General features: G+C 65.9%; 11 protein-coding genes and 1 pseudogene. 5 read left to right on the forward strand and 7 right to left on the reverse strand.

The features are described from left to right. Positions 1-33 precede the first annotated feature (33 nt). Positions 34-1,695 carry an asparagine synthase-related protein gene (locus C795_RS0107940; RefSeq protein ID WP_017793225.1) on the reverse strand — a complete coding sequence of 554 codons (1,662 nt, stop codon included), beginning with the start codon at positions 1,693-1,695 and terminating at the stop codon, positions 34-36. Positions 1,696-1,787: 92 nt separating this feature from the next. On the opposite strand from C795_RS0107940, the gene C795_RS0107945 reads away from it, so the two are divergent. Next, on the forward strand, positions 1,788-2,960 hold the full coding sequence (locus C795_RS0107945; protein ID WP_083879179.1) for a glycosyltransferase: 1,173 nt from the start codon (positions 1,788-1,790) through the stop codon (positions 2,958-2,960). Next, positions 2,957-4,078, forward strand: a complete 1,122-nt coding sequence (locus tag C795_RS0107950; protein WP_017793227.1) for a glycosyltransferase family protein — start codon at positions 2,957-2,959, stop codon at positions 4,076-4,078. The genes C795_RS0107945 and C795_RS0107950 overlap by 4 nt, the downstream gene beginning before the upstream one ends. A gap of 10 nt (positions 4,079-4,088) precedes the next feature. On the opposite strand, the gene C795_RS17410 is transcribed toward C795_RS0107950, so the two are convergent. The 3 genes and pseudogenes from C795_RS17410 to wecB all read right to left on the reverse strand — a co-directional run bounded on the left by C795_RS17410 (position 4,089) and on the right by wecB (position 5,946). Continuing rightward, positions 4,089-4,247 (reverse strand): hypothetical protein, encoded by a 159-nt coding sequence (locus C795_RS17410; protein ID WP_198008446.1) that lies wholly within the window; start codon positions 4,245-4,247, stop codon positions 4,089-4,091. A 22-nt stretch (positions 4,248-4,269) separates the two neighbouring features. Continuing rightward, positions 4,270-4,703 (reverse strand): annotated as a pseudogene (locus tag C795_RS17550) (ABC transporter ATP-binding protein); the annotation flags it as partial. A gap of 166 nt (positions 4,704-4,869) precedes the next feature. Continuing rightward, the gene (gene wecB / locus C795_RS0107965) at positions 4,870-5,946 is read right to left on the reverse strand and encodes a non-hydrolyzing UDP-N-acetylglucosamine 2-epimerase (RefSeq protein WP_017793230.1); all 1,077 of its coding nucleotides are present in this window, start codon (positions 5,944-5,946) and stop codon (positions 4,870-4,872) included. On the opposite strand from wecB, the gene C795_RS0107970 reads away from it, so the two are divergent. Genes C795_RS0107970 through C795_RS0107980 form a run of 3 tightly spaced genes read left to right on the forward strand, consistent with a single transcriptional unit; the run spans position 5,945 to position 9,586 of the window. Then, the gene (locus tag C795_RS0107970) at positions 5,945-7,315 is read left to right on the forward strand and encodes a hypothetical protein (RefSeq protein WP_157487032.1); all 1,371 of its coding nucleotides are present in this window, start codon (positions 5,945-5,947) and stop codon (positions 7,313-7,315) included. The two genes, wecB and C795_RS0107970, sit on opposite strands and share 2 nt — an antisense overlap. A gap of 10 nt (positions 7,316-7,325) precedes the next feature. Next, positions 7,326-8,621: a nucleotide sugar dehydrogenase gene (locus C795_RS0107975; RefSeq protein WP_017793232.1), complete on the forward strand. Its 1,296-nt coding sequence runs from the start codon at positions 7,326-7,328 to the stop codon at positions 8,619-8,621. 11 nt (positions 8,622-8,632) lie between these two features. Then, positions 8,633-9,586 carry a Gfo/Idh/MocA family protein gene (locus C795_RS0107980; protein WP_017793233.1) on the forward strand — a complete coding sequence of 318 codons (954 nt, stop codon included), beginning with the start codon at positions 8,633-8,635 and terminating at the stop codon, positions 9,584-9,586. Between the two features lie 65 nt (positions 9,587-9,651). Here the strand turns inward: C795_RS0107980 and C795_RS0107985 are convergent, their stop codons facing one another. The 3 genes from C795_RS0107985 to C795_RS0107990 form a co-directional block, all read right to left on the reverse strand. Beyond that, positions 9,652-10,524, reverse strand: a complete 873-nt coding sequence (locus C795_RS0107985; protein ID WP_017793234.1) for a hypothetical protein — start codon at positions 10,522-10,524, stop codon at positions 9,652-9,654. 82 nt (positions 10,525-10,606) lie between these two features. Next, positions 10,607-10,819 carry a DUF6752 domain-containing protein gene (locus C795_RS17850; RefSeq protein ID WP_408605763.1) on the reverse strand — a complete coding sequence of 71 codons (213 nt, stop codon included), beginning with the start codon at positions 10,817-10,819 and terminating at the stop codon, positions 10,607-10,609. Next, positions 10,819-12,327 carry a class I SAM-dependent methyltransferase gene (locus C795_RS0107990; RefSeq protein WP_198008448.1) on the reverse strand — a complete coding sequence of 503 codons (1,509 nt, stop codon included), beginning with the start codon at positions 12,325-12,327 and terminating at the stop codon, positions 10,819-10,821. Before C795_RS0107990 ends, C795_RS17850 begins: the two co-directional genes overlap by 1 nt. Positions 12,328-12,425 lie beyond the last annotated feature (98 nt).

Consider the following 12,425-nt stretch of genomic DNA (forward strand, 5'->3'; position numbering starts at 1 on the left):
AGCTGATCCTCGCCGCCAGCTAGAAGTTGTGCCCTAGTGGGAGTCAAAAATGTGGGCGGTGGGGCTCCACGTGTCTGCGAGGAATTGCTCGGTGTAGAGCCCCATCTGAGTGCCGCCGCGCAGAATCTCGCGGCGCAGCTGACGCGGTGTCGCCGCTCCCAAAAACGCCTGAAACGACATGGGGTGGTGCTCAACGGCGCGCAGCGTGATGCGCCTCGTCACCGCATCGAGCAGCCCGAGGCTCGCGAGCACGCGCTTCACGGCGTCGCGCTTGCTCGCGCTCACGTTCGTGGCCGTAAACGTGCCGATGCGTTCGCCCGTGGTGGCCTCGTAACGGTTGAACACGTAGCGGTGGTACCAGTCACGATCGCGAGTGATGTTCAGCGCGAAGTCCTCCCACGCCTCGAACAGCTCCCGGTCGAGCATCGGCATCGCCCAGTCATACCCGAAATGCTCATAGGTGCGCACCGAGTTGTTGATGTACTTGGTCTGCCGCTCGAGCAGGTTCCAATCCTCGAGCGTCTGCCAGCGGGCGAGGGGCGAGCCGTCGAAGCCCACGCGGTCGAAGTACGCGTACACCTTGGCCGAGAAGTCTGAATCGCGCACGAGCGCCTGGCGCCCGCCCGCGCGCATGGAGGCGTGGTGACCGAGAATGAGGTCGAGCATCTGCTCGCGCGACACCGTGCCCGGTGCGTCGATGATCTCGTCGTCATGCCCGTTGCCCACGATGCAGTGACCCGGGGCAAACACGGCGTCGCTCGCGAGCACCCCGCGGCGCTGCAGCTCGCGCACGGCAAACCAGTCCTGCACGTGCGGCAGCGACGCTCCGGCGTAGCTCGCGCGCACGAAGTCGCCGGCGTCCTTGCCCGCCCACGCGGTGCGCAGCCCCTCGGGGTCGTACTCGACAAACTCCCACCGGTAGCCGAGCCGCTCGGCCACCTCGCGACTGATGGTGGCCTCGCGCGAGTCCGCCACCCCGTACGTGAACGCGAGCACGTTCTCAACCCCGCGATCGCGCAGCGCGATGAGGGTGAGGCGAGAGTCGAGCCCGCCGCTCAATGGCACGACGACCTGGCGGTCGCCGACCCAGCTGAACATGGCATCGAGGGCGCGGTCGAACGCGGTCGTGAAACGCTCGTTCGCGGGCTCGTCGTCAGTTATGTCTCGACCCGTGTACTTTGTGCGACGAGTGAATGCGCTCTCCACGCGGCCGTCGGCGTGAATGGTGATGCGTTCGCCCGCCTGCACCTGGCGAATGCCGGTGAAAAGCGTCTGCGCCCCCGTCACGAATCCGAGCGATAGAAACTCTGCCGCGGCCTTCGCCTCCCGCGCGTTGAGCCCAGAGAGTCGACGCGCCTCGGCAATATCGTCGGTGACGATCACCCCCGAGGGGAGCACACAGTAGAACAGTGGGTAGCTGCGCAGGTGATCCGCGAACAGCGTGACGCGATCCGGCCCCTCCACCACGCCGGCCCAGTGGCCGCTCGATCCCGCGATCGCCGCAGGGTAGGCCACGTCAGTGCCAGTGCCAGTGCCAGTGTCGGCGGGAGTGGCCGCCGACGCCACGAGCGCGTCCGCGAGCTCGCCCGCGTGCGTGGGGTGGCCGAACAGCGAAACCCCGTCGTGCAGCGGGAAATCGTCAGTGGTCTCGCTCGAGACGAGGGGGCGGGTGAGCGAGAGCGTGAGATGCTGCATGCTCCTATTCTCCCAGAGCCGGATTCAGAGTCGCGCGACGCGCGGCACCCGGCCTTACGCGGTACACAGTTGCCCCGCGTAAACTCGATGGGATGCACATACTGATGATGCCCTCCTGGTACCCAGAGACGGCGGCCGACTTCAGTGGCAGCTTTTTCAGGGAACAGGCCGAGGCGCTCGCCGCCGCGGGGCACACGGTGGGGGTCCTCGCGGTGCGCGGCTTCGCGATCTACCAGCTCGCCGCGCTGCGGGCGCGGCCCTCAGGGGTGCGCAGCGCCCATGAGAGCGGCGTCGCGGTACTGCGCCGCGACGTGCTGCTCCCCGTGCCCAAGGCCGAGGGGCTCAAACTCAAGCTGCTCGAGCGCGCCTGGCTCGACCTGTACGAGCGGTACGAGCGCGAGCACGGCACCCCCGATGTGCTGCACGCTCACACCATGCTGCCGGCGGGGCTCATCGCAGCGCGGATATCTCGGCGCACGGGCGTGCCCTTCGTGGTCACCGAGCACCGACCGTCAGTCGCCGCGCAGGTCGGCAGCGGGGCCACGAGGCGTCGCGCGCTCGCCGCAGCACGCGATGCAGGCGCGCTCGTTGCGGTGTCGACGGGCTTTGCAGATGCCCTCAACGCGGCATACGACACCAACCGCTGGCAGGCCGTCCCCGGGCTGCTCTCGCCGCAGCTCGAGGGCGCGGCGGTGCGCCCCGTGCCCACATCTCGGTTCGTGTTTGGGCATGTTTCACATCTTGACGAGGGTAAGCGCGTCGACCAGCTCATCGACGCCTTCGCCGACGCGTTTGGCACCGACGGCGCTCCTGACGAAGCCAGCGCACCAATCTTGCGCATCGTGGGCGATTCGCCCGAGCGCGCCGCCCTCGAAGCCCGCGCCGCGGGCAGCCCGGCCGCGGGCCTGATCGAATTCGTGGGCGCGGTGCCCCGCGAACGCATCACCGACGAGTTCGCGGGGTTCAGCGCGTTCGTGCTCACGAGTGACGCCGAAACCTTCGGCACGGTGTTCTGGGAGGCGATGGCGCTCGGCATCCCCGTCATCGCGAGCGACACCTGGGGCGGGCGGGGCGCCGCGCGCCCCGACACCGGCATTCTCGTTCCCGTGGGCGATCGAGCCGCACTGACGGCCGCGCTGATCGAGCTGCGCGAACGCTTTGACGCGTTCGACGCCGCACACATTCGTGCGCGGAGCATTGAACACTGCGGCCGCGCCGTGTTTGTAAACAACTACGTTGAGGTCTACCGGAAGGCCGGTTCATGAAGCAGATGATTTTTCACACGCCGTACCCGCTCAACCGCGAGGCAACGGCGGCGAGCGGCATTCGCCCAGTGCGCATGCGCGACGCGTTCACGCAGCTCGGGTACGAGGTCACCGAGATCACCGGCTACTCGGCCGAGCGCCGTGCCGCGATGCGAGACGTGAAGCGGCGCATCCGTGCGGGCGAGCGGTTCGAGTTTGTGTATTCCGAGTCATCGACGATGCCCACCGCACTTACCGACCCGCACCGGCTCCCGCTGCACCCCCGCATGGACCTCAGCTTCCTGGCGTTCTGCAAACGCCGCGGCGTGCCGACGGGAGTGTTCTACCGTGACATCTACTGGAACAGCGACGCGTACCTTGAATCGGTGAACCGCCTGATCGCCGTCGGCACGTGCGCCCTGTACCGGTCAGACCTGCGGCGATACCGCACCGCGGCCACCCGCATCTTCGTACCGTCGCTCAAGATGGCCGAGGTCATGCCGCACACCGACGTGGCCCAGTGCACGGCTCTGCCGCCCGGGTCTGACCCCGTGGAGACGCCCGCCCCGCACGACCCGGCGTCAATGTTCTACGTGGGGGCCCTCGGCAACTACTACCGGCTGCACGATGCCGTGCGCGCATTCGAGGCCCTCGGCCCCATGCCGGGTGCCCCGGGCACACCGGGGAGCGCCGACGCGCCGTTCACACTCTGCACGAGCGCGGCGCTCTGGGCGGCCGAGCGCGGCGAGTATGAGCCCCTCATGACCTCGGGCGCGACCCGGGTCGTGCACGCGAGCGGGGCCGAGCTCGAGCCGCACTACGCGCGCTCCGCCCTGGGCTGCCTGTTCATGGAGCCGATCGCCTACCGCGAGTTCGCGGCGCCGCTCAAGATGTACGAGTACCTCGCCCACGGCCGCCCCATCGTGGCGACCGAGGGATCGCTTGCCGCCCAGTTCGTCGAGGAGAACGGGGTGGGCTGGGCGCTGCCGTACTCGGTCGACGCGCTCGAGGGACTGCTCACGCGCTTGCGCGAGTACCCCGCCGAGTACGAGGCGGCTGCGGCTCGGGCGCGCGAGGTGCGCCTCGAGCACAGCTGGGCAGCGCGCGCCGCCCAGGCCGCGGCGGCCCTCGGCTCGTAGCGCTCGAAGACTACCCCTCGCCCTCCGATCGCGCCGGATCCGGCCCCGCTGCCGGATCGACGGGTGCGCTCGGGAGTGCTGGCGCCGCCAGAAGCGCCTGCGGTAGCGCCTCGCTCATGGGAGCGTCGAACTGCGCGTTGTAGAGCCGCCAGTAGGCACCTTTGCGCAATCACAGACGCGGTGCGGTTCTCGCGCAACCGAATCATCGCCCGTTGAATCAGCAGCACCGGGATGCTTACGGCCATGAGCCACGACAGTCCGATGTCTTGCTGCAGCGCCATGACCACGCCGCCGATCGCGAGCATTGGGGCGGCCACCATGAGCGTCGCGGTGACCTGCACCAACACCTGCACCTGCTGCACGTCGTTGGTGTTGCGGGTGATCAGTGAGGGGGCACCAAACTGGCCTACCTCGCGCTGCCGACCTGCACCAGGGCGATGCCCAGCATCGTGAGCCCGGTCGACCAGATGAAACCGATATCGCCCTTCACCACACCTTGATCGATGATGTCGGCGTTGAGGTTTGGCAGCAGCGAAGCGATTGACTGCGCGAGTTGAAACACGACGACGCCGATAACGAGCAGCCACGCGTGCTGCATGTGTCGCACGAGAAGTTTCCAGAGCATCGGCGTCCCCCTTCGCCCGCCTGCGGCCGCAGCAGCGGCGATTCCTACGCTAGTGACTGCGTGCGTGCAGTATTAGAGGGGAAAGCTGGAGACGATGCAACACAGCGAGGCCACGATCCGGAACACTGCCGGATCGTGGCCTCGCTGTGTGTAGCGCCGCTAGCTGCTAGCTACGCGTGCCGATGCGCGTCGCGATCTCTGTGATCGCGCGCGCGGCCGCGAAGCCGTCGCCGTAGGGCGCGGCGTCGGTCGCCGCGGGTGCCGGGCGGGTGAGCGCGGCCGTGATCTCGTCGGTCGTGTTTGCGAGCACGTTCCAGCCGAGCTCGATGGTCTCGACCCACTCGGTCTGAAAGCGCACGGTCGTGCATGGCACGCGCAGCAAGAACGCTTCCTTCTGTAGCCCGCCCGAGTCGGTGACGACGCCGGAGCTGCCGAGCGCCGCAGCGATCAGCTGCGGGTAAGCGAGCGGGTCGCGCACGATGAGTGATCCCGTGGTGAGCGAGATGCCGTGTTCCTCCGCCTTGGCGCGCACGCGGGGGTGGGCGAGCAGCACGACAGGCCTGTCGGCCGCTGCGAGGGCCGCGACGACTTCGCGCAGGCGCTCGGGGTCGTCGGTGTTCTCGGCGCGGTGAATCGTGGCGAGGTAGTAACCGTTGGGGGCATCAATATCGGCGACCGGGTTGGCGGTGCCGTCGGCCTGCACCGCGTCGCGCACCTGGAACAGCACGTCGGTCATGACATCGCCCACGAGCACCGAGGTATCTGCGAGCCCCTCATTCGCGAGGTGGCCCATGGCCACCTCGGTGGGGGCGAGGCAGAGGTCAGCCGCGTGGTCAGTGAGCACGCGGTTGTGCTCCTCGGGCATCGCGCGGTTGAAGGAGCGCAGGCCTGCCTCGAGGTGCGCGACCGGGTAGTGCAGCTTGACCGCGCTCACGGCCGCCGCGAGGGTCGAGTTGGTGTCGCCGTAGACGAGCACGCAGTCGGGCGTGAACCGCTCGAGCACCTCGTCCATCTGCGCGAGGATGGCGCCGGTCTGCACGCCGTGCGAACCCGAACCCACGCCGAGGTGCGCGTCGGGCTCGGGGATGCCGAGGTCGCGAAAGAATACGTCAGAAAGCATGGGGTCGTAGTGCTGGCCGGTGTGCACAATAATGTGCTCGTGGCCGGCCTCGGTGGCCGCCGCAGCGATCGGTGCAAGTTTGACGAACTGTGGCCGGGCGCCCACGACACTCATGATCTTCATGGCAACTAGCCTACTGTTGTTAGTCGAGTGCTTCCGCGAGCGGGAGCCGAAGACGTGCACGCGGCTCGCGCGTGCTGGGATCGGGGAGGCTGGGGCGCACGTGGCCAAAGGCATAGCGGGGCTCGTGATTCGAGCGCGCAACGAGGGGCCCGCGTGGATTGACCGCACCATCAGCGCGGGCTTGGCGAGCGACGCCTGGCCGCTGCGCAAGCTGCGGTCGCTGCTCGCTCGGGGGCGAGCGGTGCCGGATCCCCTGCTGCCCGATGCGGCTGCCCCCGTGCGGGTGCTGTTCGGGCCGTTCAACTATGCCGGGCAGGCGCACCACTGGGCGCGCAGCCTGGAGCGTGCCGAGCCCGAGGGCGCTGCGCCGAGCATTTCCGCGCGCTGCTTCGCCACGAGCGCCGGCGGGTTTGGGTTTGCAGTGGATCAGATCGTGCCGAGCGGTGTCTTCATTGGGTCAGAAGCGTGGCAGGCGAGCCAGCGTGAGGCGCTCGCCGCATACTCGCACGTGGTGATCGAGTCGTTCGGTTCGCTGGTCGGTAAGGGCACAGGGCGCGTAGTGCTGCACGAAATCGAGGCCCTGCGCGCACGCGGGGTGCAGGTGGCGTTGCTGTGCCACGGCAGCGATATCCGCTCGCCCCGCGCGCATGCGGCACGCACGCCAGACCTGCTGCTGTCAGAGTGGGGACCCACCGTGAAGCGGCTGCAGCGCGGTGCCGACGAGAACCGCATGGTGCTCGACGCCTTCGATGGCCCGGTGTTCGTGTCGACCCCCGACCTGCTGATTGACGTGCCTGAAGCGACCCTGTTGCCTGTCGTCGTGGACGTCGATGCGTGGGCTGGCGCGGCGAAGCGGCTCGACGGCGAGCCAGGCGAACCGAGCGGCCTTCCCACCGTCATGCACATTCCCAGCAACGCGAGCATCAAAGGGTCAGCGCACGTCGACCGTGCGGCGGCAGAGCTCGCCGAGCGCGGGGTGATCCGGTACGAGCGGCTCTCGGGCATCGCGGCCCCTCAGATGCCCGAGACCATCGCGCGCGCCGATATCGTCGTTGACCAGCTGCTACTGGGCAGTTACGGGGTCGCGGCCTGCGAGGCGATGGCCGCGGGCCGTACCGTCGTTGGCAACGTCTCTGACCAGGTGCGGGCCGCGGTGCTCGCGGCCACGGGGCGCGAGCTGCCGATCGTGCAGGCGACGCCGCACACGCTGGGCCGGGTGCTTGCTGAGCTCGCGGGTGCAGCAGCGGCACGAAGCGAGGCCGGATCGCGCGGCGCCGCCTTCGTGCGGGCTGTGCACGGGGGAGACCTCACTGCCGCAGCGATGGCCGATTTCCTGGGAATCGGCGGGCGCCCGAGTCGCACCCCTTAGACTGAACCACGTGAAGATTGCAGTAGTCGCCACCGGAAAAATTGGCCTCCCCCTCGCCACGCAGTACGCGTCAATGGGGCACGAGGTTGTCGGAGTGGACGTAAACGCCACGCTCGTCGACCTCATCAACCAGGGAGTCGAGCCATTTCCCGGCGAGACGGGTCTCGCTGAGAAGCTGGCCGAGCAGGTGCCCGCGGGCAAGCTGCGCGCCACGACCGACTACGCCGACGCGATTCCCGGCGCCGACGCAGTCGTAATCGTCGTGCCGCTGCTGGTCGACGAAGAGACCTGGCAGCCCGACTTCAAGTGGATGGACGCGGCGACGCGCTCGCTCGCCGAGCATCTGACCCCCGGCACGCTCGTTTCGTATGAGACGACGCTCCCGGTGGGCACCACGCGTAATCGTTGGAAGCCGATGATCGAAGAGGTCTCGAGTCTTACCGAGGGCGAAGACTTCCACCTCGTGTTCTCGCCCGAGCGCGTGCTCACGGGTCGCGTCTACGAGGACCTGCGCAAGTACCCCAAGCTCGTGGGTGCGCTTAATGAGGCGGGCACGCGCAAGGCCATCGAGTTTTACGAGGCGGTGCTCGAGTTCGACGAGCGCCCCGATCTGCCCCGCCCTAACGGTGTGTGGGACATGGGCACGGCAGAGGCATCCGAGATGGCAAAGCTCGCTGAGACGACCTACCGTGACGTGAACATTGGCCTCGCGAACCAGTACGCCCGCTACGCCGATGAGGCTGGCATTGACGTGTACCGCGTCATCGAGGCGTGCAACTCTCAGCCGTTCAGCCACATTCACCGCCCCGGTATCGCCGTCGGCGGCCACTGCATCCCGGTTTACCCGCGGCTCTACCTGTCAACGGACCCCGACGCAGACATCGTGCGCACCGCGCGCAACTACAACTCGACAATGCCCGCCTACGTGGTCGACCGCGTGGAACAGATGATGGGCGACCTCACCGATCAGCGCGTCGTCGTGCTCGGCGCCGCCTACCGCGGTGGGGTGAAGGAGACGGCCGTGTCAGGTGTCTTCCCCACGGTCGAGGAGCTCACGAAGCGCGGCGCAGTGGTGACCGTGCACGATCCACTGTTCAGCGATGCCGAGCTCGCAGCCTTCGGGTTCGCCGCGCACACGATGGGCGACGCCGTTGACGTCGCGATCCTGCAGGCCGACCACCGCGAGTACCTCGAAGTCAGCCCCGCGGACTTCCCCGGCATTAAACTGTTTGCCGACGGACGTAACGCCACCGATCCGGCGCGCTGGAGCGGCGTACCCCGCATCGTCATCGGCCTCGGAGCATAGGGAGAAACCTTATGGCAGAAATGAATGTGGTGCTGTTTGGCGCCGGAACCATGGGCCGCAATCACGCCCGCATCATCTCGTCGTCGCCGCGCGCGAACCTCGTTGGCATCGTCGACCCGTTTGAGAAGAACGGCCGTGCCGCTACAGACCAGTTCGGTGGCGATTGGTTTCCGGCTGCTGAAGAGGCGCTGAAGAAGGCCGACGCAGTGGTGGTCGCCGCTTCGACCGAGTACCACTACGACATCGCCCGCGAGATTCTCGATGCGGGCGTGCCCGTGCTCATCGAGAAGCCGATCTGCCCCTCACTCGAGCAGACCGAAGAAATCCTCGGCATGGCTGAAAAGCGCGGCGTGCCCGTGCAGTGTGGCTTTCTCGAGCGCTACAACGCGGGCGTCGTGGCCGCCAGGCAGCTCATCGAGGACCCGGTGTACGTGCGCGCCGAGCGGCACTCGCCCTTCTGGTCGCGCATCAAGACGGGCGTCTCGTGGGACATGCTCGTGCATGACGCCGACCTGATCTCGAACCTGTTTGGTGCACAGACGCCCGAAAAGGTGAGCGCCGAGCTGGGCTTCTTCCACCCCGAGTCGGTGGAGGGTGCCGAGGACGTCATTGATATGACCCTGCGCTTTCCCGGCGGTGGCATCGCCTCGGCGTCGGCCAGCCGCATCGGCCAGCGCAAGGTGCGCCGCCTGACGGTGCAGTCGCTCGGCGCCATGGTCGAGGTCGACCTGCTGCTGCGCAGCGTCACCAAGTACAAGCATTCCAACATCGAGGTTACTGACGGCAGCGCAGGCTTCCGTCAGATGACCGAGATGGAGGTGCCCGAGGTGTCTGGCCCCGAGCCGCTCGCAGCCCAGTTCGAGCACTTCGCCGACCTCGTCGCCGGCAAGATCGACATGGATGAGGAGCGCCGGAGCATCCTGCCCGCGCACCGCATCATTGCTTCGGCGCTCGAGCAGCAGTAGTCTGTCTCGCATACAGAAATGGCCGGTGCCCCGCGGGGCACCGGCCATTTCTTTGGGTATGCGCGCTAGCCGCGTTCGAACAGCAGGGTCGGCTGATCGGCCAGCTCGCCCGGTTCGGTGCTGCCGAGCTCGAACGAGCCATCCTCGTTGGTGTAGAACACGTACGCGGTGTCGTAGTTCAGCACGAATTCCTTGGGGCCATCCGCGCAGGGCTTGGGAGCGTCAGCGGGCTTGGGGCCGATGAAGAGGTTGCGAGGCCCTGACAGGACCACCGGAGGCGCTGGCTCCGCGTCCTCGCCTTCGGTGACGGCCTTATCGTCAACCCCGAGGGTCCAAGTGCCGGTGAACTCTGCACATCCGACACCTCCTACCCAGGTGCCGTCAGTGGCGAACTCAACCATGCTGATCTCATCAGCCGAGCCGCCCTCGTGCATCCAGCTGCCGATGATGGTGAAAGCTTCATCTCCTGTACGGACCAACAGTAGCTCCTCGCCGTTCTCGCTCGTAAGTATGAGCTCATCGTCTGCGGTGATCTGGACGCGGGTGGCGTCCCACACAGCGAAAGGAATCGCGACGTTGTCGCATGCGATGAGCGTCATCGCACCGCCAACGCCGCCATCAAAGGTGCCATCGTCCTCGACACTCCAATCACCCTGGGCACCATTGCAGCCATCAGAAGCGCTCCAAATCCCGTGGTCGCTGAATTCGACGAAGGCTTCTTGATTTGCGGGCTCGGGGGCTTGCCAGCGGCCGATGAGCAGCGATTCGTAGTCCTGGTCTCCCCCTGGCGCCAGATCTGTTGGCTCACCTTGTCCTGAACTTGAGCCCGTTGGGATGCCGTGCAGCATCGGTGCGGTGATGGCCATTCCCGCGAAGTTCGCGCCAAACGCAAGCGCCCCCGCGATCACAACACCGACGGCAAATTTTAGATTAGACATTGGGCGACTCCCTGAGCTCGAAGAAAGCGGTCGTATCGATGAGTGTACGGGTTTGAGTCTAAGTCGAACCGTGGTTGTTCTTCTATTGAGTCGTGCTGGGCCCCTCGGAGGTGGGTGTAAGTCGTGTTTCGACAAGGTCTGTGAGTTCGGCAATCCGAAGGCTGTCCCTGCGCAATTCAAGTACGGCCGCTTCGAGCCTCGCTATTCGCTCACGATCGGAATTATGCTGATTCTTGCGTGGAATCAGAGCGCGAACGAGTCGGGACCTAAGGTTTTTCTGGTCGGGTTCGGTCATTAGATGCCTCCCTGCGGCGTCAACACTTGCTGAGATCGGTTGAGTGTAATTGTGGCTCCGGTGACTTTGCGTGCGCCGCCCAGCGCCTCGAAAGTGACACAAAGCCCGAGCGACTTGGCTTCTTCGGCTACCTGAGTGCGTGTGAGGTGCCAGCCTGTCGGGACTTCAAACCGCACACTAGCCGAAGGTTTCTCGTGAAACGTCAGGCGTGCGGTTCCGCCAGATCGTAGAGCCATACGCAGGAGACGCCAACCCCACTCGCGACCTCGGTGGCCAATCTGTTCGAACACGTGGTTTGCGACGACATCGAACGGTCCGGTCACGCCGAGGTCGTACGCTAGCCCGAGCGTAGTCGCGCGATACAGATTGACGTGTGCCCACTCGGGGGTTCCAGCGTGATCCGGAGGCAGCGAATTGAGCGCTGCTCGGGTCAACGCGATATCTGAGAAATCGGCACCTATTACGCGGCGCGAGGGCAGCTGTGAGGCGAGCTGTCTGGTGAGCTCACCGGTGCCGCACCCCAAGTCGATGAGGGTGCAGGATCGCGCATCGCCCTGAGCGAGCCAATCTCGGCCCGCGGCCCAGTCAGCATCGCCCACAGTAAGTGTTGGAATGGGTACAGCGGCAGCGAACTCTTCATCCCAGAACTCGCGGTGTAAGTTGAACCAGCCAAACCAGTCATCGAAGCGCTCCCGCGTAGCGGGTGGCGTCTTGATTTGGTATCCGGGGATTGGAGTGCGCCAGTTGGCGTCATAGTTGATGGTGAGCCAACGGTCGGTATCGGAAGGGCCCGGAAACTCGGTGTCGCCGATGCGCACGGGAACGAACGGAAGCATCTGATCTTCGCGCATGATGCCACGCACATGGAATGGCTGATTCACGTGGCCGTCGGGCGTAAAGAACGCGGTGAACACGTCGATGTAGTAATCCACGGGGTGGGCGGTGTGCTCGTTCGCTTGAAACAACAGCTGCATATGGGCGGCACTGTGGCGTTTGATAGCGTATCCGGCCTGCGTGAGCGCGTGTCCTACTTGGAACGCTTCAATTGCGACGTCGGCAGGGTGCGTGTGGTTCGACAGGTAAGCGATGTCGGCATCGTCATCATGCGGCAGGAGCGACTGTGAACGGCACGCTCCGAGGAGCGTGCCGCCCACCACGAATGGGCGCAAGCCAAGTGAATCTAAGAATGCGACGATTTCAGCCGCGCGCTGCACGATAAGTGCCTGGACATCGGCACCCATGTGTTCTAGAGCTATGCCCATTCGTCCCCACTTGTTGACGGCAAGTGCGATGCCCGCGTCGTCGACCACACTGGTGCGATGCGGCGCCTCAGTAAAACGCACATCGAGACTCGCGATCTGAACGCCCGTCGCGGAATCCTGGACTAAGACGCAGGTGGATCCGGTGAGAAAAGGGAGGAGCGCATTGGGCCAATCGAACGTCCCTCCCGCCCAGTTCGCGCGCACGTCGATAGACCACACGCGTGCGTCATCAAAAAGTACATCCACAGAAGAAGTGTCCGGGGGAAGCGCAGGAAGCGTGAGCGTGGTGCTGGAGACGGTAATATGCATAATAATTTGGCCTTTGTTGTGCGCAGCAAGTCTAT

Source organism: Leucobacter salsicius M1-8, from assembly GCF_000350525.1.
GTDB classification, from domain to species: domain Bacteria; phylum Actinomycetota; class Actinomycetes; order Actinomycetales; family Microbacteriaceae; genus Leucobacter; species Leucobacter salsicius.

Excerpts from the sequence above, each read along its gene's own strand:
- C795_RS0107950 (WP_017793227.1), top strand. The coding sequence starts at position 2,957 with ATGAAGCAGATGATTTTTCACACGCCGTACCCGCTCAACCGCGAGGCA.
- C795_RS17850 (WP_408605763.1), bottom strand. The coding sequence starts at position 10,819 with ATGACCGAACCCGACCAGAAAAACCTTAGGTCCCGACTCGTTCGCGCT.
- C795_RS0107940 (WP_017793225.1), bottom strand. The coding sequence starts at position 1,695 with ATGCAGCATCTCACGCTCTCGCTCACCCGCCCCCTCGTCTCGAGCGAG.
- C795_RS0107985 (WP_017793234.1), bottom strand. The coding sequence starts at position 10,524 with ATGTCTAATCTAAAATTTGCCGTCGGTGTTGTGATCGCGGGGGCGCTT.
- C795_RS0107980 (WP_017793233.1), top strand. The coding sequence starts at position 8,633 with ATGGCAGAAATGAATGTGGTGCTGTTTGGCGCCGGAACCATGGGCCGC.
- wecB (WP_017793230.1), bottom strand. The coding sequence starts at position 5,946 with ATGAAGATCATGAGTGTCGTGGGCGCCCGGCCACAGTTCGTCAAACTT.
- C795_RS0107945 (WP_083879179.1), top strand. The coding sequence starts at position 1,788 with ATGCACATACTGATGATGCCCTCCTGGTACCCAGAGACGGCGGCCGAC.
- C795_RS0107970 (WP_157487032.1), top strand. The coding sequence starts at position 5,945 with ATGGCAACTAGCCTACTGTTGTTAGTCGAGTGCTTCCGCGAGCGGGAG.